The sequence below is a fragment of the Formosa sp. Hel1_33_131 genome, assembly GCF_001735745.1.
Lineage (GTDB): Bacteria > Bacteroidota > Bacteroidia > Flavobacteriales > Flavobacteriaceae > Hel1-33-131.
The window spans coordinates 2,714,688-2,735,158 of the sequence record NZ_CP017260.1; the positions used below are offsets into that span (position 1 = coordinate 2,714,688).

The 20,471-nt window shown below is 36.4% G+C and carries 21 protein-coding genes; 10 read left to right on the forward strand and 11 right to left on the reverse strand.

Translation table 11 applies throughout. The annotated features are described in order from the left end of the window. Window positions 1-5 precede the first annotated feature (5 nt). The 5 genes from FORMB_RS12655 to FORMB_RS12675 form a co-directional block, all read right to left on the reverse strand. Entirely contained in the window at window positions 6-1,337 is a 1,332-nt protein-coding gene (locus tag FORMB_RS12655; RefSeq protein WP_069677813.1) for a DEAD/DEAH box helicase, read from the reverse strand. Window positions 1,338-1,455: 118 nt separating this feature from the next. Continuing rightward, a complete protein-coding gene (locus tag FORMB_RS12660) occupies window positions 1,456-1,905 on the reverse strand; it encodes a KTSC domain-containing protein (protein ID WP_069677814.1) in 450 nt (149 codons plus the stop codon). Window positions 1,906-2,083: 178 nt separating this feature from the next. After that, window positions 2,084-2,275, reverse strand: a complete 192-nt coding sequence (locus tag FORMB_RS12665) for a cold-shock protein (RefSeq protein WP_069677815.1) — start codon at window positions 2,273-2,275, stop codon at window positions 2,084-2,086. Between the two features lie 100 nt (window positions 2,276-2,375). Then, window positions 2,376-2,879 (reverse strand): CIA30 family protein, encoded by a 504-nt coding sequence (locus tag FORMB_RS12670; protein WP_157498204.1) that lies wholly within the window; start codon window positions 2,877-2,879, stop codon window positions 2,376-2,378. A gap of 41 nt (window positions 2,880-2,920) precedes the next feature. After that, window positions 2,921-4,462 (reverse strand): DEAD/DEAH box helicase, encoded by a 1,542-nt coding sequence (locus tag FORMB_RS12675; RefSeq protein WP_069677816.1) that lies wholly within the window; start codon window positions 4,460-4,462, stop codon window positions 2,921-2,923. Between the two features lie 192 nt (window positions 4,463-4,654). Here FORMB_RS12675 and FORMB_RS12680 point away from each other — a divergent pair, with 192 nt between their 5' ends. Continuing rightward, the gene (locus FORMB_RS12680) at window positions 4,655-5,086 is read left to right on the forward strand and encodes a hypothetical protein (protein ID WP_069677817.1); all 432 of its coding nucleotides are present in this window, start codon (window positions 4,655-4,657) and stop codon (window positions 5,084-5,086) included. Here FORMB_RS12680 and FORMB_RS12685 read toward each other — a convergent pair. Beyond that, window positions 5,083-6,252 carry a THUMP domain-containing class I SAM-dependent RNA methyltransferase gene (locus FORMB_RS12685; RefSeq protein WP_069677818.1) on the reverse strand — a complete coding sequence of 390 codons (1,170 nt, stop codon included), beginning with the start codon at window positions 6,250-6,252 and terminating at the stop codon, window positions 5,083-5,085. The two genes, FORMB_RS12680 and FORMB_RS12685, sit on opposite strands and share 4 nt — an antisense overlap. 58 nt (window positions 6,253-6,310) lie before the next feature. Here FORMB_RS12685 and FORMB_RS12690 point away from each other — a divergent pair, with 58 nt between their 5' ends. Genes FORMB_RS12690 through FORMB_RS12700 form a run of 3 tightly spaced genes read left to right on the forward strand, consistent with a single transcriptional unit; the run spans window position 6,311 to window position 8,152 of the window. Beyond that, window positions 6,311-7,051: a class I SAM-dependent methyltransferase gene (locus FORMB_RS12690; protein WP_069677819.1), complete on the forward strand. Its 741-nt coding sequence runs from the start codon at window positions 6,311-6,313 to the stop codon at window positions 7,049-7,051. Further along, window positions 7,044-7,718 carry a ZIP family metal transporter gene (locus FORMB_RS12695; RefSeq protein ID WP_069677820.1) on the forward strand — a complete coding sequence of 225 codons (675 nt, stop codon included), beginning with the start codon at window positions 7,044-7,046 and terminating at the stop codon, window positions 7,716-7,718. Before FORMB_RS12690 ends, FORMB_RS12695 begins: the two co-directional genes overlap by 8 nt. Before the next feature lie 5 nt (window positions 7,719-7,723). Next, on the forward strand, window positions 7,724-8,152 hold the full coding sequence (locus FORMB_RS12700; RefSeq protein ID WP_069677821.1) for a DUF4268 domain-containing protein: 429 nt from the start codon (window positions 7,724-7,726) through the stop codon (window positions 8,150-8,152). Window positions 8,153-8,373: 221 nt separating this feature from the next. Here the strand turns inward: FORMB_RS12700 and FORMB_RS12705 are convergent, their stop codons facing one another. Further along, window positions 8,374-9,036, reverse strand: a complete 663-nt coding sequence (locus tag FORMB_RS12705) for a DUF4294 domain-containing protein (protein ID WP_069677822.1) — start codon at window positions 9,034-9,036, stop codon at window positions 8,374-8,376. Between the two features lie 100 nt (window positions 9,037-9,136). Here FORMB_RS12705 and FORMB_RS12710 point away from each other — a divergent pair, with 100 nt between their 5' ends. Genes FORMB_RS12710 through FORMB_RS12720 form a run of 3 tightly spaced genes read left to right on the forward strand, consistent with a single transcriptional unit; the run spans window position 9,137 to window position 11,999 of the window. After that, complete coding sequence (locus FORMB_RS12710) at window positions 9,137-10,225, forward strand: M42 family metallopeptidase (RefSeq protein WP_069677823.1); 1,089 nt, start codon at window positions 9,137-9,139, stop codon at window positions 10,223-10,225. 6 nt (window positions 10,226-10,231) lie between these two features. Further along, window positions 10,232-10,780 carry an NUDIX hydrolase gene (locus FORMB_RS12715; protein WP_069677824.1) on the forward strand — a complete coding sequence of 183 codons (549 nt, stop codon included), beginning with the start codon at window positions 10,232-10,234 and terminating at the stop codon, window positions 10,778-10,780. A gap of 19 nt (window positions 10,781-10,799) precedes the next feature. Beyond that, complete coding sequence (locus FORMB_RS12720) at window positions 10,800-11,999, forward strand: multidrug effflux MFS transporter (protein WP_069677825.1); 1,200 nt, start codon at window positions 10,800-10,802, stop codon at window positions 11,997-11,999. On the opposite strand, the gene FORMB_RS12725 is transcribed toward FORMB_RS12720, so the two are convergent. Both FORMB_RS12725 and acs read right to left on the reverse strand, forming a co-directional pair. Beyond that, on the reverse strand, window positions 11,996-13,042 hold the full coding sequence (locus FORMB_RS12725; RefSeq protein ID WP_069677826.1) for a proline iminopeptidase-family hydrolase: 1,047 nt from the start codon (window positions 13,040-13,042) through the stop codon (window positions 11,996-11,998). The two genes, FORMB_RS12720 and FORMB_RS12725, sit on opposite strands and share 4 nt — an antisense overlap. A gap of 30 nt (window positions 13,043-13,072) precedes the next feature. Continuing rightward, window positions 13,073-14,974: an acetate--CoA ligase gene (gene acs / locus FORMB_RS12730; RefSeq protein ID WP_069677827.1), complete on the reverse strand. Its 1,902-nt coding sequence runs from the start codon at window positions 14,972-14,974 to the stop codon at window positions 13,073-13,075. A gap of 87 nt (window positions 14,975-15,061) precedes the next feature. On the opposite strand from acs, the gene FORMB_RS12735 reads away from it, so the two are divergent. Together FORMB_RS12735 and FORMB_RS12740 are read left to right on the forward strand one after the other, a co-directional pair. After that, window positions 15,062-16,261 (forward strand): cytochrome-c peroxidase, encoded by a 1,200-nt coding sequence (locus tag FORMB_RS12735; RefSeq protein WP_069677828.1) that lies wholly within the window; start codon window positions 15,062-15,064, stop codon window positions 16,259-16,261. 65 nt (window positions 16,262-16,326) lie between these two features. Beyond that, entirely contained in the window at window positions 16,327-17,436 is a 1,110-nt protein-coding gene (locus FORMB_RS12740) for a heparan-alpha-glucosaminide N-acetyltransferase domain-containing protein (protein ID WP_083243963.1), read from the forward strand. Here the strand turns inward: FORMB_RS12740 and FORMB_RS12745 are convergent. Both FORMB_RS12745 and FORMB_RS12750 read right to left on the reverse strand, forming a co-directional pair. After that, entirely contained in the window at window positions 17,414-18,367 is a 954-nt protein-coding gene (locus FORMB_RS12745) for a phosphoribosylaminoimidazolesuccinocarboxamide synthase (protein ID WP_069677830.1), read from the reverse strand. The two genes, FORMB_RS12740 and FORMB_RS12745, sit on opposite strands and share 23 nt — an antisense overlap. A gap of 9 nt (window positions 18,368-18,376) precedes the next feature. After that, window positions 18,377-19,330 (reverse strand): PhoH family protein, encoded by a 954-nt coding sequence (locus FORMB_RS12750; RefSeq protein ID WP_069677831.1) that lies wholly within the window; start codon window positions 19,328-19,330, stop codon window positions 18,377-18,379. Between the two features lie 175 nt (window positions 19,331-19,505). On the opposite strand from FORMB_RS12750, the gene FORMB_RS12755 reads away from it, so the two are divergent. Continuing rightward, a complete protein-coding gene (locus FORMB_RS12755) occupies window positions 19,506-20,342 on the forward strand; it encodes an SAM hydrolase/SAM-dependent halogenase family protein (protein ID WP_069677832.1) in 837 nt (278 codons plus the stop codon). Window positions 20,343-20,471 lie beyond the last annotated feature (129 nt).

Here is a 20,471-nt window from a genome sequence, read left to right on the forward strand (position 1 = left end):
AATAATTACTTCTTTTTTGAAACCTCAATTTTTGATTGCGCTGTACTTGTTTGCGCCAGATAATTTGCCAATACTTTTTCGATCAATTCCTCTTTGGTCAAATGGTGAAAAATGGTACTTATATCTGCTCTGAATGTATCTGAAATCGTACGATTGGGTTTGGTCTTAAATATTTTTTTAGCCCACAACAATCCGTTGTTTTCTTCGATACTTTGGGCGTCTGCTTTTTTGAATTCATTAAATTTAATTCCCAATTCTTTTTCAAATTCAGGAAGGTCTTGAACTTCTTCTGCTTGTAATATGGTTAAGGACAATCCCTTTGCGCCTGCTCTCGCTGTACGTCCACTTCTGTGTACATAGGCTTCAAAGGTGTCTGGCAAATGATAATTGACAACATAGGCGATTTCTTTCACATCAATACCACGAGCAGCTAAATCCGTTGCCACCAAAATATCAATAAAGCCTTCTCTAAATTGTCCCATGATCCGATCGCGAATGCCTTGAGACAAACTCCCATGAAGCGCACCAGATGAGAATTTATTAATGGCTAAATTTTTAGCTAATTTATTAACCGCTGCTTTTGTTTTACAAAATATAATGCTACGTTGTCCTTCTTTGCTACTTAAAAAATGCATCAAAACATTCAGTTTTTCAATAGGTTCCACCACCACATATTGATGATCGATGCCTTGATGACCAACCGTTTTCATGTCGGCTTCTATTTGCATCACATGTTTCGACATGTAATTTTGAACCAATTGTTTAATCGCACCTGAAAGTGTAGCGGTAAACAACAGCGTTCTGCGTGTTTTTGGAATTTCTTTAATAATAAGATCCAAATCTTGTTTTAAAGCACTCACCATTTCATCGGCTTCGTCCAATACTAAATACGATAACTGTTTAAGATTAATCGCGCCACGCTTCACTAAATCCACCAAACGTCCTGGGGTTGCCACCACAATATGGGTTGGCGATTTTAAACGTTCTATTTGAGGTCTTATAGGAATTCCACCACAGACAGCTGCCACAGATATTTCTGGACTATGCACCGCATACGCAGTTAAGTTCGTATGAATTTGTTGTCCTAACTCACGGGTGGGTGCTAATATGACCACTTGTACATGAGCGTTTTCTAGGTTGATTAACTGCAACAAAGGAATTCCAAAGGCCGCAGTTTTTCCTGTACCCGTTTTGGCAACAGCGACGATGTCTTCCGTTTGATTTAGAACCACCGGAATGGTTTTTACTTGAATGTCTGTAGGAACAGAAATTTGTAAATCGGCTAAGCCTTGTTGCAAGAGTATATTAATTCCTAAATCAGAAAACGGTTTTGACATAACATAGTTTTATGCAAAGATAACTATACAAAATCCGAGAATCGTGTAAAATGGATTGCGAATTCAATTTAAAAAAGATAAAAAGAATAGATTAAGAAAGCCCCACCAAAATAGACGCTTAAGCTTCTTGAACGGTGCGCTTAGATTTTCTGTAGATGTAATTCGGGTAAATGCTTCGTTTTGCAAAACGATTCAATTTGTTAGAATTAATCATCTTTATGTAGATTGGTTTTGTTACCCCAAAGTATTCGTAAGTAGTCCCATCTAAAAAGGTGATTTCTAAGAGCATTCCTTTGTGAATATAATCTGCAATTCCAGAGTTGTTAATCGTCTCCGTATAAACATCTAAATTCGCTGCGATTGTTTCGGGAGCGATGCTCACTAAAAAATGATAGCCATCAATGATTTCACGACTTTTTAATTCAGCCTCTTCCGCTTTAGAATCGTTTTCTTGAAACTTATCTGGATGCCATTCTTTTACTAGATTACGGTAACTCTTTTTGAGTGTCTTAAGGTCAATTTCCTTTTCAACACTAAATAGTTTCTTATATTGACTGATACGCTTCATAAACTCATTTTTTAGCAGCTGCGAAACTACATCTTTATTATGAACAAGGGACTGTAATTAGGCTGTTTTTATTTCTAAATAAGTTAAACAAAAATTTCAATCCTATCTTATTACGATTGGGCACAAAAAAAGCCCAACATTTAATGTTGAGCTTTTTATTAAACTTGAAGTATATTTATTAGATAACTTTTACGTTTACTGCATTTAATCCTTTGTTTCCTTCTTGAAGATCAAATTCAACTGAATCGCCTTCGCGAATCTCGTCAACTAATCCTGAAATGTGTACAAAATGATCTTTTTCAACTCCTTCTTCAGTGATAAATCCAAATCCTTTAGATTCATTGAAAAACTTTACTGTTCCTTTACTCATAATAGTGTAATTAAAATTTATAATATTTTTGCAAACGTACAACCTTTTAATTAAAATACCACTATTTAAATTACTTATTTTCAGTTTATTAAAAATATGATTATTTTAATGTAATGCTTTCAATTGCTAAATAAAAGTGTTCATTGGTTTTGTTCCCTATTAAAAACGCAATTTGTTCAATTTTGTCCGCATCAAAATTGGGAAGATCCAATTGCCTACCTCTAAATCTTGGAGAAAAATCTTTGAGTGGAATGCAGATTTCTTGTTCTAATCCTGTGGTTGTAAACGTATATATATACGAATGGCGTTGGTTATCTGAATCTTTTAATCTGAATTGGTAGGATTTACCATCGCCTTTTAATTTTAAAACAACCGTTTCAAAACCACTCGTTTTAATTCCATCAAAATCATAGCGAAGTGAAGAGAATCCCCCGTTGTTTTCAGTCGATACATAACCTTCAAACACTCCGAAACCCTCTGAATTGATCGTGAAATCTCCTTGAGACCTCCCTCCCATCACACGGTCATCTACAATTTGCCATCCTTTGGTAGAACTACCCGATTCAAATTCAAAAATAACATTTGGTGATTGGAACATATTCATAACGGTAAATATAATCAATGTATAAAACATAGTTTTAAAATCTAAACTTTTGGAAGTGCTTCTAGAATTTCATCAAAATTCTCTCTTAAATAGGCTCTTAATTTCTTTTTGTAATCTTCTTTAAGCCACGTCAAAAAGTTATGTGTACTCTTACTTATACATTTTGAATAGCGATGGATTCTGAAATCAATATCATCTGTGAGAAGTTTAACAAGGGCCAATGCATCGTAAACATCTTCACTGTTTTCTATACATATAAGCGCATGTTGCTCAATAGAACGTTTCAAAACTACCTTTGAGGACTCGCCACTTCTAATGGATTGAATATAGGTTTTATTGACGTCGAAATACACATCTTCAGAATTAGAGAATGAGGCTCTAATGTCTTCAGGCATTTCATAAATAAAATTACTTTCGAGCTCTTCATCACTTAAGACACCATCTAAATAATAATTTGGATACTTAAAAATGCGTTGCCAATCTAGGTTTGTACTTCCCCAAGGGCCAAAACGGTGAAAGTTATTCCCTAAATCAATCACGTCAAAAGAGTTTTTATTCTTTAAAATACGAGACCCTCTACCAATCATTTGGTAGTATAGTGTCAACGATTTAGTCGCACGATTTAAGATAATAGACTCTACAGTTGGCTCATCAAAACCAGTGGTCAATATACTCACTGAGGTTAGAATGGCATTGGGCGTCTCCTTAAACCATTTAAGGATTTGAGTACGTTCTTTTTTAGAGGCCGTATTATCTAAATGTGCTACAGGATAACCGGCGTTTCTAAACAAGTCATAAACAAATAAGGAGGTATTGATACCGTTATTAAATATCAATGTTTTCTTTCCTTCGCAACGTTCGTTATAGGCTTCCATTAACTTGGAAAGCATCTCATTATTGGTATATAAATCTTCCGAAGATTTCACTGTATAATCTCCGTTGGCACCAACCACTAAAGAGGTCAATCCAACATTATAGGAATACATTTTAGCCTGAGCTAAAAATTCATTTTCAATCAGGGATTCAATACTCTCCCCAACAATTAATTCATTATAATTATCGGCCATTGGAAGTTCAATATTTGAACTTAAGGGCGTCGCAGTCACTCCTAAAACGAATGATTTTTCAAAGAATTTGAAAAGTTTCGTGAATGAATTGTAATGAGCTTCATCAATAATAATCAGCCCGATATCTGAAATGTCTAATTTATCGTCTTTTAATCGATTGTTGAGGGTTTCAACCATCGCAACAAAACAATCAAATTTAGATTGGTCTTCTAAATTAGCTTTGCTATCAATCACTTTATTTTGAACTCCAAATTCTGTCAATACAGAAGATGTTTGTTTGCAGAGCTCAATTCTGTGGGTCATTACCAACACTTTTTTCTTGTGTGTTTTTAGGTATTGACTTACAATTTCAGAAAAGATAACGGTTTTACCACCACCTGTTGGCAACTGGTACAAAAGGTGATAATCATCTGCTGCTGTTTCAAAACATTGAAAGATTTTTTGTATGGCTCCCTTCTGGTAGCTATAGAGTTCTTTGCCCGTTTTACGTTCTTCTTGTTCTGAAATGGAAAGCATAGTTCGTTTTGGTTGATTTTTGCAAAAGTACATTCTTTATTGAGTATATAAAGAATTATTCTAACATATTTTTTTGTAATTGATTAAAATAAATATTAGTCTTATTTTTTATTTCTGAAAATTAAATCTATATGATTATTTTTTAATTGATTTAAAAATTATTACTTTTAAAAAATTTTAACCTCAAATATTATGAACGAAACATCAAATCGGCCTTCAATTAATTTTTGGATTTTCAGTAGTCTAGCCCTTGTTTGGAACTCCATGGGAGTTTTGGCCTACATAAGCCAAACTTTTATGAGCCAAAAAGTTCTTTTAACCTTATCTAAAGCTGAACAGCATTACTTCATTAACATGCCAGCATGGGCAACAGCAACATTTGCTACCGCTGTTTTTGCAGGTGTATTTGGATCCATTGCTTTGCTATTTAAAAAAAGAATCGCAAATCTTTTGTTCTCAATTTCAATGATTTCGCTGCTTATACATCAGTTCTACAATTTCTTTATTCAAAACTATATGGCTATTAGTGGTATGGAATTAATACTGCCAATATCCACCACTGTTATTGGGTTTTTCTTGCTTTGGTACTCCTCTAAAATGAGTAAACAGGGTGTGTTAAATTAGTCGTTTTTCGCCTCGAGTTTGTGTGTTTTCTTGGTGCCCGCATACATTTCATATTTCGAAAATCTAGCTTCTAACTTCGCATTAAATAACTTGATTTTTCTAGAAGGTCTCAATCCTACGTGTTTAAGAGCTTCTAAGTTTGACGAAATCATCCATGCATTGGTGCCTGGGTATTTATGTTTAAGGGTAGAACCAATGGAACTGTAAAAGGTTTCCATTTCAATATCCAATCGTTCTCCGTAGGGTGGGTTAAACACCATGTGTAAATGCTCCTCGCCTCCTTTTTGAGTTTTGAAAAAATCTTCGTGTTTTATGTAGATAAAGTCTTCCAACTTTGCATTCTCAACATTCTGTGTGGCTTTTTCTACCGCACTAGGCGATTTATCAAAGCCCATAATCTTATGATGAAAATCACGTGTTTTAGAAAGTAAGGATTCTTCAATCTTTTCAAATAAATCGACGTCCCAATCTCCCCAACGTTCAAAACCAAATTCGTTACGCATTAAATTTGGAGGAATGTTACAAGCAATCATAGCAGCCTCTATCAAAACAGTCCCAGAACCACACATTGGATCCATAAAATCACTTTGACCATCCCATCCAGATAACATTATTAAACCAGCAGCCAACACTTCGTTGATAGGTGCTATGTTCGTTGCAATTTTATATCCGCGTTTGTGTAAAGATTCTCCCGAACTATCCAAAGAAACAGTACAAAAATGACGGTCGATATGAATGTCAATTTTTAAATCTGGAAATCTTAAATCTACGTTTGGACGCTCTCCAGTTTGATCTCTAAAACGATCCACAATCGCATCTTTTGTTTTAAGTGACACATATTGTGAATGCGTAAACGTATCGCCATTAAGGGTAGCGCCTACCGCCAAACTTCCATCCGACTTTAAATAATTCTCCCAAGGAATGGCATTAACTTTATTATATAGGTCATTTTCATTTATAACTTTAAATTTTGCAATAGGTTTTAGGATTTTAATGGCCGTACGTAAACCAAGGTTTGCTTTATACATAAAGCCCTTATCTCCAACAAAACTCACGTGTCGGACGCCTATAGTGACCGCTTGCGCACCCAGTTGTTTCAATTCCTTAGCTAAAAGTTCCTCAAAACCAAACAAGGTTTTAGCAACCATCTTAAAATTATTCTCCATCAAAATTATTTAGTACGCGCAAAAATACAGTATTTTTGTTCGAGTTAGAAGTAAATAAATGACAAAAGAACATTCAAAGTGGTTTCAGTCTTGGTTTGATACCACCTATTATCATATCCTTTATAAACACAGAGATTATAAAGAGGCTGAAGTTTTTATTAAAAATATAGCAACGTATTTGAATCTCGATAAGGACGATTCTATACTGGACTTGGCATGCGGTAAAGGCAGGCATTCCATTTTCCTAAATGCCTTAGGTTATAAGGTTACGGGGTTGGATTTATCTAAAAATAGTATCGAACATGCAAAAACACATGAATCAAGTTCTTTGCATTTTGACGTCCATGATATGAGAAATTCATATCCGAACCAATTTGAAGTGGTTTTAAATCTATTCACAAGTTTCGGGTATTTTGAGGAGGAAGCGGATAATTTTAAAGTGATTCAAACCATCAAATCGAGTCTAAAACAAAACGGAATTGGCGTTATCGACTTTATGAACAGCCCTGTTGTCATTGAAAATTTGATTGCTCAAAACACTTACGAAGCTGAAGGAGTGAAATTCAAACTCAAACGTAGTTATACAGATGGATTTATCACAAAAGACATCGAAGTGAAAGATGCTGATAAAACACATCATTTTGAAGAGAAAGTACGTGCGTTTGCCTTTCAAGATTTTGAAACAATGCTCTCAAATGCGGGACTGCATTTGTTAGACTGTTTTGGAAGTTATAAATTAGCCCCCTTTAACAGTAAAACATCCGAACGTTTAATCTTAATTTTCATGGCGAATGATTAGTTTTTTAGCACCCATATTATCAGTTGTATTTGGGGTAGCCATTGTACTCTTATATAGCAAATCAAAACCCTTAAATCTAAAACTATTTTTAGCATTTAGTGGTGCTTTTTTATTGTCAACCACAATTTTTGAACTCCTTCCAGAGGTGTACCAAAATGTAGACACCAAACAAATAGGCGTATTTATTATGGGAGGTATTCTGTTACAGATTCTTTTAGAATTTTATTCTAAAGGCGCTGAACATGGGCACTTACATCACCACGATTCCAATAAGAGGTTTCCATGGTTTTTATTTATAAGTCTAGGAATTCATGCCTTTTTTGAGGGGTTTCCTTTAAAAGACCACCATAACATTATCATTGGCGTTGTTATTCATAAAATCCCCATTGCGATTTTAATAACCACCTATCTGCTAAAATCAAAACTTCCCAAGTCGCAAGTGGTACTCTTCTTAATTATATTTACCCTCATGACGCCTTTAGGCTCTATTGCAGCCGAATTATTTAGCATTTCACCAACCCTGATTTACAGTATAAATGCCATCGTCATTGGGATGTTTCTTCATATCTCTACCATCATTTTGTTTGAAAGTAGCGAAGGACATCATTTTAATTTGAATAAAATTTTAATGATTATTAGTGCCGTTGTTTTAGCTTATTTTATATAAAAATCATGTTTAGTAAAAATGAAGCCAAACTTCTAAGACAAGAATTCTGGACCAGTTTTGGAAAGTCCTTTCCTACAGAGTGGATTCTGTATAATACCAATGTTAAAGGTCTTAGTTTTAAATTTCATTTTGATACCAAAACTGCCTTTGTCGCATTTTGTATCGATATGGAACCTAGTAAACAACAAGCTTATTGGAACCAAATGCTTTCTCATAAATCAATCCTAGAAACCGATTTTTTACCACAAGTTAAATTTGAAGAGTATTTTGAAGTATCTGATGAAAAAATTCTTTCAGCAGTCTTTGTTTCTATAGAATCTAAGGTTTCAATTTACAATAAATCAACTTGGAGATCTGCAATGGAATTCCTGAATGAAACGATGCTGAAGTTTGAAGCGTTTTATGCCGTATATGAAAATACGATTAAGATTTGAGTCTTAACCGTATTTAAGTAGGTTTTAAAAATAAAGGGCAAAAAAGATTAATTAAATCTCATATAATAAAATCTTGAAATTTATTTCTGGTTCAAAATAACTGCATTTTATTCAAATCACAAAGCGTCAAGTAACAAGCGGTCATTCTACGTAACAAACGGTAGATATTCTGTAATAAGCGGTTTTGAACAACTTGTGAAAATGAACCTATTTAAACAATATCAGTGTTTCCAATGTTCCAAAAGCTCATAAATATCAAATTCATGAAAGGATTTTTGATATTCTAGCCGTCCACTTTGGAATTGACGCTGTAAGATGTCCTCTATCAAATAATCTTCTTCTGAAGTTTTGGGATCAAAAGGCAATTTTAAAGACATATTAAACAAGCTAGCGGTATTATTATACCAAAAGGCACGCCAACCACTTCTTAAATATTTAATGAGTTCAAAAGCGGTCTCCCCTGTTTGACGGTGAATTAATTTAATTAAAATTTGACCTTCCGTAATCGTGAACTTTTTGAGCTTTTCAGCAAACTCCCCTTCAATATACTTTTGAACCATGCGGGTGTACTTCTTTCGTTTCCGCTTACTTTTTAGGTTCAAGATCCGCTCATTCAAGCTTTCCAATCGTTCCGCAGCTAATTTTGCATACGGATATACTTTAATGGTTTTACGCTGTAAAATTAAATACCGTCGTCTGGATTCATTTGAAGTGAATTTAAGTTTTGGAAGTATATAAACCTCATTTAAATTAATTGAGTTATTGGTAATGGTATCTCCAACAATGATTAAATAATTCTCTGGAAGCAAATCTTTTTGTACAGGAAATGTCTGCCCCAAAAGGAGAACAGGGAACCAAAAAAGAATACAACGAATCAACTTCATAACTAAGTTTACTTGTGGGTTTTCAAACTTACAAAATATGCCTTAATCTTTATGTGAATATCATTCATAATTGTTATTTTTAACCAAAATTAAATTCAAAATGGCAAAGAAAACAATCCTAGATAAAAACGCACTTACATTTTTAGAAGATTATCTCAACAATGCAGCCCCAACAGGCTACGAATGGGACGGTCAAAAACTATGGATGGATTATTTAAAACCCTATGTGGATACCTTTATTACAGATACCTACGGGACCGCTGTGGGTGTCATCAATCCAGAGGCGCCTTTTAAGGTCGTGATTGAAGGCCATGCCGATGAAATTTCGTGGTATGTCAACTATATTTCAGATGATGGACTTATTTATGTCATTCGTAATGGAGGAAGCGACCACCAAATTGCACCCAGTAAGATCGTTAATATTCACACAAAAAACGGGATTGTAAAAGGCGTTTTTGGATGGCCTGCAATCCATACACGTAGCGCAGCAAAAGAACAAGCGCCTAAGCCGGATAATATTTTTATCGATATTGGATGTAAAACCAAAGAAGCCGTTGATAAACTAGGCGTACATGTCGGTTGTGTGATTACCTATCCTGACACCTTCCACATACTAAATAAAGATCATTTTGTATGTCGTGCTTTAGACAACCGAATGGGTGGTTTTATGATTGCACAAGTAGCCCGCTTATTACACGAAAACAAAAAGACCCTTCCATTTGGATTGTACATCACTAACTCCGTTCAGGAAGAAATTGGACTTCGAGGTGCTGAAATGATTACGCATACCATACAACCCAATGTTGCTATTGTAACCGATGTGACGCACGATACCACCACGCCAATGATTGACAAAAAAACGCAAGGACACTGCGAAATGGGCAAAGGCCCCGTGATAGCGTATGCCCCTGCGGTTCAACAAAAATTACGTGATTTGATTACAGAGACTGCCGAAGCAAATAAAATTCCATTCCAACGTGCAGCACTTTCTAGAGCAACTGGCACAGATACCGATGCTTTTGCTTACAGCAATGGCGGCGTGGCTTCAGCATTGATTTCACTGCCCTTACGATACATGCATACCACGGTTGAAATGGTGCACCGTGACGATGTTGAAAATGTGATTAAAATGATTTATGAAACTCTATTAAAAATTAAAGACGGTGAAACATTCTCTTACTTTGACTAATTTGTAGTGGAAGAATATTTAGATATTTGGAATTCTGAAGGGCAACCAACAGGCAAAATAGGCACAAAAGATGAAGCCCATCAAAAGGGTTGGTTCCATCCTACTGTGCATGTTTGGTTTTACACCCCTGCTCCTGCCCTTTTACTCCAAAAACGAGGTCTATCAAAACAAACGTTCCCAGGGTTTTGGGACGTTTCTGTTGCGGGGCATGTCAGTGCTGGAGAATCCATCTTAGAAGGCGCACTTCGCGAAGTCAATGAAGAGATCGGCTTGGACATTCAAGCCTCTGATTTAGTACCCCTAGACATTCGGAAAAACACCAATCGTTTTGACAATGGTGTTATAGACTGTGAATTTCAACATGTGTTTTTAGTGAAATTGGAAACTCCCATTTCTCAACTGCACATTCAAAAAACGGAGGTGGATGCCGTACGGCTGTTTTCTTTTGAAGAACTCCAAAACTGCATGCTTCAAAAGCATCCCAATTATAAGATTGTCCCTGCCGATATGAGCTATTACCAATTTGTGATGGATGCGGTGTTGAAAATCTTCTAATTAACACTAATTTTGCCGAATGCAAAATCAACCTGCCCTCAAAATAGAGTTTGTAGCCATCATGGCACTGTTAATGTCTTTAGTGGCACTGTCTATTGATGGCATCCTCCCTGCCCTCGCCGTGATTGGAAACGACCTGGGGGTGACTGATACGAAAGATCACCAATTACTGATTACCATGATTTTTCTTGGATTGGGGTTTGGACAATTAATTTTTGGCCCTTTATCAGATAGTTACGGTCGAAAACCAATTATCTATGTGGGATTTTTAGTGTTTGCAGTGGCAAGTATTATTTGTGTGAATACAAACTCTTATGAAGTGTTAATTGCAGGTCGCATTTTGCAAGGGATTGGATTGGCATCGCCACGTACTTTAAGTATTGCTATGATTCGCGATTCGTATGAAGGCGATTATATGGCCAAAGTCATGTCGTTTATTGTCATGATATTTATTCTCATTCCGATCGTAGCCCCCACGCTTGGACAGTTTTTAATGCTCACCTACAATTGGCAAGCCATTTTTAATGTACAATTAGGACTCGGAATGTTGGTTATTTTTTGGTTTTGGAAACGGCAGCCTGAAACGTTGGCACTTTCAAATCGGATTCCTTTTAGAACTTCAACCTTAGTTTCTGGATTCAAAGAATTTTTTAAACACAAACAAGCCGTTGCTTTTACCTTAATATCTGGATTTATCACAGGTTCGTTTATGGTGTATTTGAGTACCAGTCAATACATCTTTGAAGTTCAGTATGACTTAGGAGAAGATTTCCCTTTGATCTTTGCGAGTTTGGCAGTAGGTGTGGGTTTTGCAACCTATATGAACGGAGTCTTTGTGGTCAGAATTGGCATGAAACGCATTGCATTAATTTCTTTAGCGGGCTATACCTTGAGTTCTTTAATCTATGTGTTAATGTTCTTCAATCAAATAAATCCTACGCTTTGGGTGTTACTCATCTTTTTTGCTTTACAGTTTACTGCTGTTGGATTTTTGTTTGGAAACCTTAGAGCTTTGGCCATGCAACCGATTGGGCATATTGCTGGAGTTGGGGCTGCTGTCAATGGGTTTATTTCAACCGTGATGGGCGTATTAATTGCCAGTATTATAGGTGCTTATGTTAGCGCCACCGTCTGGCCGTTGTTTTTAGGATTTACGGGATGTGGTTTTGCTTCTATGGTGATTTTTCTTCTTAACAAACCCTTGGAACGTACGATTTAAAACGCTCCAGTATCCACATCTTTGATAAATTTGATCAAGCCTTCAAAATAGATTTTTTGATCGTCAAATTGCGAAAGGTGACTCCCGTTAGGACATAATAAAAAACGACCGTTTTGAACTTCTTCAGAGATAAACTTCATTTGTTCGGGATCCATCGTATCATATGTGGCACCAATACTCAAAGTCGGGACTGTAATTTTATGCAAGTCTGCCTTCACATCCCAATACTTTAAGTTGGCATCGCCTTTGATTCCAAATTCACTTGGACCTTGCATGGTTACATATACATCGTGGTTGATATGTTTAAAGCTTCTATTTAAGGGTTCAGGCCATTCGGCTACTGGCAATCGAATGATGTGTTCGGTATAGTAGTTATTGACCACCAATTCCATATAACGTGCGTTGGTATAATCTTCCTTAGCCTCGTACACCATGATTTCCTTCAATACTTCAGGATCTAGTTTAGGTGCTAACACTTCATCTGAATACTTTTGATAATCAGGGATGGAAGGTACCATATTAGAAATGATCAATCCTTTTAAGTGCTGCTGATATTTCAATGCATATTGCATGCCTAAAATACCGCCCCACGATTGTCCATACAAATAAAAATTATCGTTAGTCAAGCCCAAAGCAATGCGTACTTGTTCTACTTCTTCCACAAAACGATCTAAATCCCAAAGAGATAAGTCTTTTGGTTGATCGCTGTAATAAGACCCCAATTGATCGTAATAATAATATTCGATGCCTTCGTTTGGAATGTAGCCATCAAAAGATTCATAAATTTCATGCGTCATTCCAGGCCCTCCATGTAATAAAAGTACTTTCATGGTTGGATTGTTTCCAACACGCTTGGTCCACACATTGAACTCCCCTTTTGGGGTTGAAATGGGAATCATTTTAATACCCCCTAAATATTGATCCTCTTTTTGAGAACTGTCTAAATAGTCGGAGTCTGAAGTATTAATAGATGTTTTAATTTCTGTTTTACAAGCTGTTAACAGAAAAGAAAAAAGAAGAATGTACACTAAATTGGTTTGCATTGTGATTAGATTTTAAGTAAATATAAGTGTTTAAAGTGAATTTTTCATGATTGTTTCCACCACTTCCGGGTTTAGCAAGGTGCTGATGTCTCCTAAATTAGAAGTATCCTTACTGGCAATTTTACGAAGAATCCGACGCATAATTTTACCAGAACGTGTTTTTGGAAGTCCTGAAGTAAACTGAATTTTATCAAGTTTTGCGATAGGCCCAATTTGTTTACTAATCAATTGATTGATTTCGGCTTTTAAACTATCATTAGAGATATCCGAATTTTTTAAGGTTACAAATCCGTACAAAGCACTGCCTTTTATATCGTGAGGATACCCCACAATCGCCGATTCCGCTACGTTTGGATGCTCATTAATCGCATCTTCGATAGGAGCCGTTCCAAGGTTGTGTCCCGATACAATAATGACATCATCCACCCGACCTGTAATCCGATAATGCCCATTTTCATCTCTTAGTGCGCCATCGCCTGTAAAATACTTTTGATCGTAAGCAGAGAAATACGTCTCTTTATAGCGTTGATGATTTCCCCAAATAGTACGTGCCATAGATGGCCAGGGGAATTTAATACACAAACGTCCTTCGACAGAATTGCCCTCTAACTCTACCCCATTTTCATCCATCAATGCGGGTTGAATTCCCATAAATGGCAGGGTTGCAAACGCTGGTTTTCCTTCGAAACTGTTGGGGATGGGGGAAATCATAATCCCTCCCGTTTCGGTTTGCCACCAAGTATCCACAATAGGACATTTATTTTTTCCGATATGGTCATTGTACCAATGCCAAGCTTCTTCATTAATGGGTTCTCCGACCGTTCCTAGAATTTTTAAAGACGATAAATCATAAGGAGTCACCACCTCTAAACCTTCTTTAGCCAACGCTCTTATGGCAGTGGGTGCGGTATAAAATTGGGTCACCTTATGTTTTTCGACAATGGACCAAAAACGACCGTAATCAGGGTAACTCGGCACACCTTCAAACATCAAGGTCGTAGCGCCGTTTAACAGTGGTCCATACACAATATAACTGTGGCCCGTAATCCAACCAATATCGGCCGTACACCAATAAACATCATTAGGTTCGTATTGAAATATATTTTTAAAGGTATAGGCGGTATATACCATATAACCCGCAGTGGTGTGAACCATTCCTTTAGGTTGCCCTGTGGAACCCGATGTATATAATATAAAGAGCGGATCTTCAGCATCCATAACGGTCGCTTCGCATTTTTCAGAAGCAGTATCTAAAAGTGGTTGCAACCAAAAATCTCTCCCTGAAACCATCGGAATATCGCTGTGAATACGTTTGGCAACGAGTACCGATTCAATACCATCACAGTCCAAAAGTGCCGTATCCACAATCGATTTTAAATCAATTGTTTTGGCACCACGGTAACCACCATCACTGGTAATAACCATTTTACAGTCGCAATCGTTGATGCGGGTGGATAAGGCCGTTGCTGAGAACCCTGCAAAAACCACCGAGTGAATAGCGCCTATTCGGGCACATGCCAATACTGAAATTGCGAGTTCTGGAATCATGGGCAAGTAAATACAAACCCGATCCCCTTTTTGGATGCCTTTGGAATTTAATACATTGGCAAACTGATTGACACGTTTGTGTAATTCGTTATAAGTAATCGCTTCGGAAGGTTCGTTTGGATTGTTAGGCTCAAATAAAATGGCTGTTTTATCCCCCTTAGTTTCCAAATGGCGGTCGATACAATTTTCGGTAATATTGAGTTGTGCACCTTCAAACCAACTGACTTTTGGGATGGAAAAATCCCAATCTAAAACCTTGCTCCAAGGACGTTTCCAAGTGAAGTTTTTCTTTGCAATGGTCGCCCAAAATTCCTCAGGGTTCTGAATAGCAGCACTATAGTTTTTATTGTAGTCTTCTGAATTTTTAATTTCGAATTTAATCATGTTTATAAAATTAAGTCCCTAAAGTAATACAATTCGCTCAATCTTTTTATACATTTGAAAAGATTAACCAATTAGAGCAACATTAAAATGAATTTTAAAAATATTCTGCAGGTTTCCTTATTATATTTTATTTTACAAAGTTGTTCATCGAATGATACCTCCACGACCCCCACAGACCCAACAGATAATCTTGAAACCCCAGTTGATTTATCTTCTTATTTTTCCGTGGAATTTGATGCCTTGCCTAACTATGCCAATCAAGACATTCCAAATTATATCACAAAAGACAATACACCTGCAGCAAATCCAATTACAGATGAGGGTGCTATTTTAGGACGTGTTTTGTTTTATGACACCAACCTTTCTTCCGATAATACAGTGGCTTGTGCTAGTTGCCATGTTCAAAGTGAGGCTTTTGGCGATGCCGATATAGCGAGTGTTGGGATTAATGGCACTACAGGAAGACATTCAATGCGTTTGGTGAACAATCGTTTTGCGAATGGAAATGAATTTTTCTGGGACAAACGTGCGGCAACTTTGGAAGCTCAAACAACCCAACCAATTCAGGACCATATTGAAATGGGCTTTAGTGGTGAAAATGGCGATTTAAGTTTTGACGATTTACTCACAAAACTAGAAAGTATTCCCTACTACCCTGTATTATTCTCCAATGCTTTTGGAACGGAAACTATTTCAGAAGACCGAATCCAGCAAGTACTTGCACAATTTGTGAGAAGTATTCAATCCTTTGACAGTAAATATGACCAAGGTCGTTCCCTCGCTGCAAACAATAACCAGCCTTTTCCAAATTTTTCAGCTTTAGAAAACACAGGAAAACAACTATTTAACCAACCTCCTGTTTTTAATAATACCGGAATGCGAATCAATGGAGGAGTTGGCTGTGCTGGATGCCATCAGGCACCTGAGTTTGATGTAGATCCCAATTCGCTTAACAATGGTGTTATTGGAACAATCAGTGGAATCGGAACCGATTTGATCAGTACAAGAGCTCCTAGCCTTAGAGATGTTGTAAAACAAAATGGAGACACCAATGGAAGCTTTATGCACAATGGTGCTTTTGTGGAGCTAATAGACGTTATCAATCACTACAATGTTATTGATGGGACAGGGAATAACAATTTAGACCCAAGGCTTCGCCCAGCAGGAAATCCACAACGATTGAATATGACTCCTAATGAAAAAAATGCATTGGTAGCATTTATGGAAACATTAAGCGGCGCGGATCTTTACACAAATTCCAAATGGAGTAACCCTTTTATTGATTAATCCTTTTTAATTAAAACTCATTTTCGATTTTAATACTCTAACTTTGCGGTTAAACCAATTTAACTTTGCAATTAAAACGTCTCTACTTCATTGACGCTATAAGAGCCTTTGCGATCTTAATGATGCTTCAAGGTCATTTTATAGACACATTATTAGCGGTCGAATATCGAGATGCTAACAACTTAGCTTTTAATACTTGGAAGTATTTTAGAGGCATCACTGCGCCAGTGTTTTTTACAATTTCAGGATTAATTTTTACGTATTTACTTCTAAAAGCTAAAGAAAAAGGTACACTCAACTTTCGAATGCGAAAGGGAGTCGTTCGAGGACTAATGTTGATTGGGATTGGCTATGCACTTCGAATTCCACTTTTCAGATGGCTCACAGGGTCTTTTGGAACTTATTTTATGGTGATTGATGTATTGCAGATTATTGGACTCTCACTAATTTTGATTGTGGGTGTGTATATCCTCACTCAAAAGAAGACCTTATTATTTTCTATTACCATGCTTTGTTTGGGAACTTTAGTGTTTCTAACCGAACCCTTTTATAGAACCTTTACAGCGGAAGGCATCCCCTTACTGTTTGCCAATTATCTTACAAAAGTAAATGGGTCTGTATTTACAATTGTCCCTTGGTTTGGTTACATGGCCTATGGTGCTTTTATTGCGACCTTATTTTATGGTTATTTATTACATCCACGGTTTAAAACTGCCATTGTAACTGGATTTTTTACGGTAGGTTTTGGTTTGATTCTTGGGTCTTCCGCCTTCTTACATTGGCTTGCAACAACATCCGATTTTATACTCTTCTCCGAAGTTGCTAACTATAATTATTTATTTGTTCGACTTGGAAATGTTCTAATACTATTTGGATTGTTTTATGCCTTAGAATCCTATTTAAAACATGCTGTAATTTTAAAAATTGGACAAAAAACTCTTTCCATTTATGTGTTACACTTTATTCTTCTTTACGGAAGTTTTACAGGCTTGGGCCTTAACAAAATCTTTGGGAAAAACTTAAGCCCATTTCAAGCAATTACAGGTGCCCTTTGTTTTTTGGTAATCGTAAGTCTTCTTTCAATATATATATCTAAAGCCAATAAGCAATTAAGTGATTATATTAGAAAAAAAGCACAACTCCCAAAACCGACTATAAAGTCTTTAAATACGTAAGAATGTTGGTTTCTATACGCGATTGAATATCAGAAACATCGGCTTTTACAAAAGTTTCTCCTGTGATATTTTCATACAATTCGATGTAACGTTCACTTACTGTTACTATATAATCGTCATTCATTTCAGGAACGGTTTGTCCTTCTAGCCCTTGGAAATTTTTGCTAATCAACCACTGACGCACAAACTCTTTAGAGAGTTGTTTTTGAGACTCATTATTGGCTTGACGTGCTTCATACCCCTCTGCGTAAAAATAACGCGAGGAATCGGGTGTATGGATTTCATCGATTAACACAATAACTCCTTCTTTAGTTTTACCAAATTCATATTTTGTATCCACTAAAATTAGCCCTCTTGAGGCCGCAATTTCAGATCCTCTTTTAAATAATTTACGGGTATAATCTTCTAAAACCACATAATCGGCTTCAGAAACAATGCCACGTTTCAGAATGTCTTCTCTAGAAATATCTTCATCATGATCGCCCATTTCAGCCTTGGTTGCAGGCGTAATAATGGGGGTTGGAAAGGCGTCATTTTCTTTTAGACCATCTGGCATGGATACACCACAAAGCGAACGTTTTCCTGCGGAATATTCGCGAGCCGCATGGCCAGACATATAGCCTCTGATGACCATTTCTACTTTGAAGGGTTCACACAGATGTCCCACAGCTACGTTGGGATCTGGAGTGGCAATCAACCAATTTGGAACAATATCAGCCGTGGCTGCCATCATTTTTGTAGCAATTTGATTTAGAATTTGACCTTTAAAAGGAATGCCTTTTGGCATCACTACATCAAAAGCTGACAAGCGATCGGTCGCTACCATCACTAAAAGATCATCGTTTATGTTATAGACTTCTCTTACTTTTCCTTTGTAAAGATTCGATTGTCCTGGGAATTCAAAATTTGTATCGGTAATGGTATGACTCATGCTATTCTTTTAATCTCTGTTTTCAATATGTTTATAGGCTTCAATTACTTTTTTGACCAATTTATGACGGATGACATCTTTATCGTCTAAAAATATCATGCCCACGCCTTCAATATCCTTTAATATTAAAAGGGCTTCTTTAAGTCCTGAAATGGTACGTCTTGGCAAATCTATTTGCCCGGGATCGCCTGTTAAAAGAAATTTAGCATCTTTTCCCATTCGCGTCAAAAACATTTTCATTTGAGCGTGGGTCGTGTTTTGACCTTCATCTAAAATCACAAAGGCATGATCTAATGTGCGACCTCTCATAAATGCTAAAGGTGCAATTTGAATGGTGCCATTTTCGATATAGGTTTCTAATTTTTCAGGGGGGATCATATCTCTTAGCGCATCGTACAAAGGCTGCATATAAGGATCTAATTTTTCTTTTAAATCCCCTGGTAAAAAGCCTAAATTCTCCCCTGCTTCCACCGCAGGACGCGTCAAAATAATCCGTTTGACTTCTTTATTTTTGAGGGCTCTAACTGCCAGTGCGACCCCTGTATAGGTTTTACCGGTTCCAGCAGGGCCTATCGCAAATACCATGTCATTTTTATAAACACTGTCCACCAATTTCCGTTGATTGGCTGTTTGTGCTTTGATCAAGCGTCCATTGACCCCATGTACAATAACTTCCCCACTTTTTGAGGACGTATCATAGTCGGCTTTAGAATCACTTGTAAGCACACGTTCGATCATGTTTTCATCTAATTTATTGAATTTCTGAAAGTGACTTAACAGCATTTTCATGCGTTTGTCAAATTCTGCTAATAAATCTTCATCGCCAAAGGCGGTGATTTTTGTACCCCGAGCTACAATTTTTAGCTTTGGGAAGTACATTTTTAAAAGTTCAATGTTTTTGTTTTGAGGACCAAAAAACTCTTTTGGTGTAATATCTATTAACTCAATTATTAGTTCATTCAAAGGGCTGTTTGGTTTAGTGGGTTTATGATTCTATTCAATACTATAAATGTAGTCACAATTTAGTAGAATTTTTAAGACTGTTAATAAAAATTTAAAACAAAAATTGTGTAGGTTTGTATATCTTAAAAGATCAGATTTTTAAGGGTTTATTTAATCTTAACAATACGAAGCGCCAATGGCCATCATCACTTTAACGACCGATTTCGGAACAAAAGATCATTTTGCAGGAGCTGTAAAAGGTGCCTTGCTGTCTGAAATTGTAGAAGCTAAAGTTGTGGACATCTCACATAATATTGCACCATTTAGTATTTTAGAAGCGGCCTATGTGATTCAAAATGCCTTTGAAAGTTTTCCTGTGGGGAGTATTCATATTATTGGTGTTGACTCCGAAATAAGTGAAGAAAATAAACATATTGTAGTACAGCTTAACGACCATTATTTTATTTGTGCTAATAATGGGATTATGAGTATGATTTGTTCTGAAATCAATCCACAGAAAATTGTAGAAGTAAATATTCATGATAAAATTTCAACCAGTTTCCCAGTGTTGGATGTGTTTGTGAAAGTTGCTGCCCACATTGCCCGTGGTGGTACTTTAGAGGTGGTTGGGAAAATCATTACAGAAATCAAACCCATTAAAAACATTGCGCCTATTGTGAAGGATGATGGGAATCAGTTGATCGGAAATGTGATTTATGTGGACCATTATGGCAACGTGATTACGAACATAAAAAAGCGCTTTTTTGAATCGGTACAAAAAGGACGTCGGTTTGAGATTTCGGCACGGAATCATAAATTCAAACGGATTTATAACCATTATAGCGATATAGTTGATTTTAACATTTCGGCAGAATTTCGCAATGATGAAGGGCAAGGACTGGTTGTGTTTAATTCTTCCGAGTATCTCGAAATTGCGGTGTATCGGAGCAATCTAGCCACAGTGGGCAGTGCTTCTACCCTGTTGGGATTGGATATGATGGATAGTATTTCGATTAATTTTTTCAAAGATTAAGTTGAAACAAGTACTGTTTGATGCTTCAAAAAGCTATCAACCTTATGTTAATAAGTTTCTTTTAATAATAAGCATCAAAAAGATATATTTGTAGTAACCCAATTATTAAATTTATAATACACATCACAG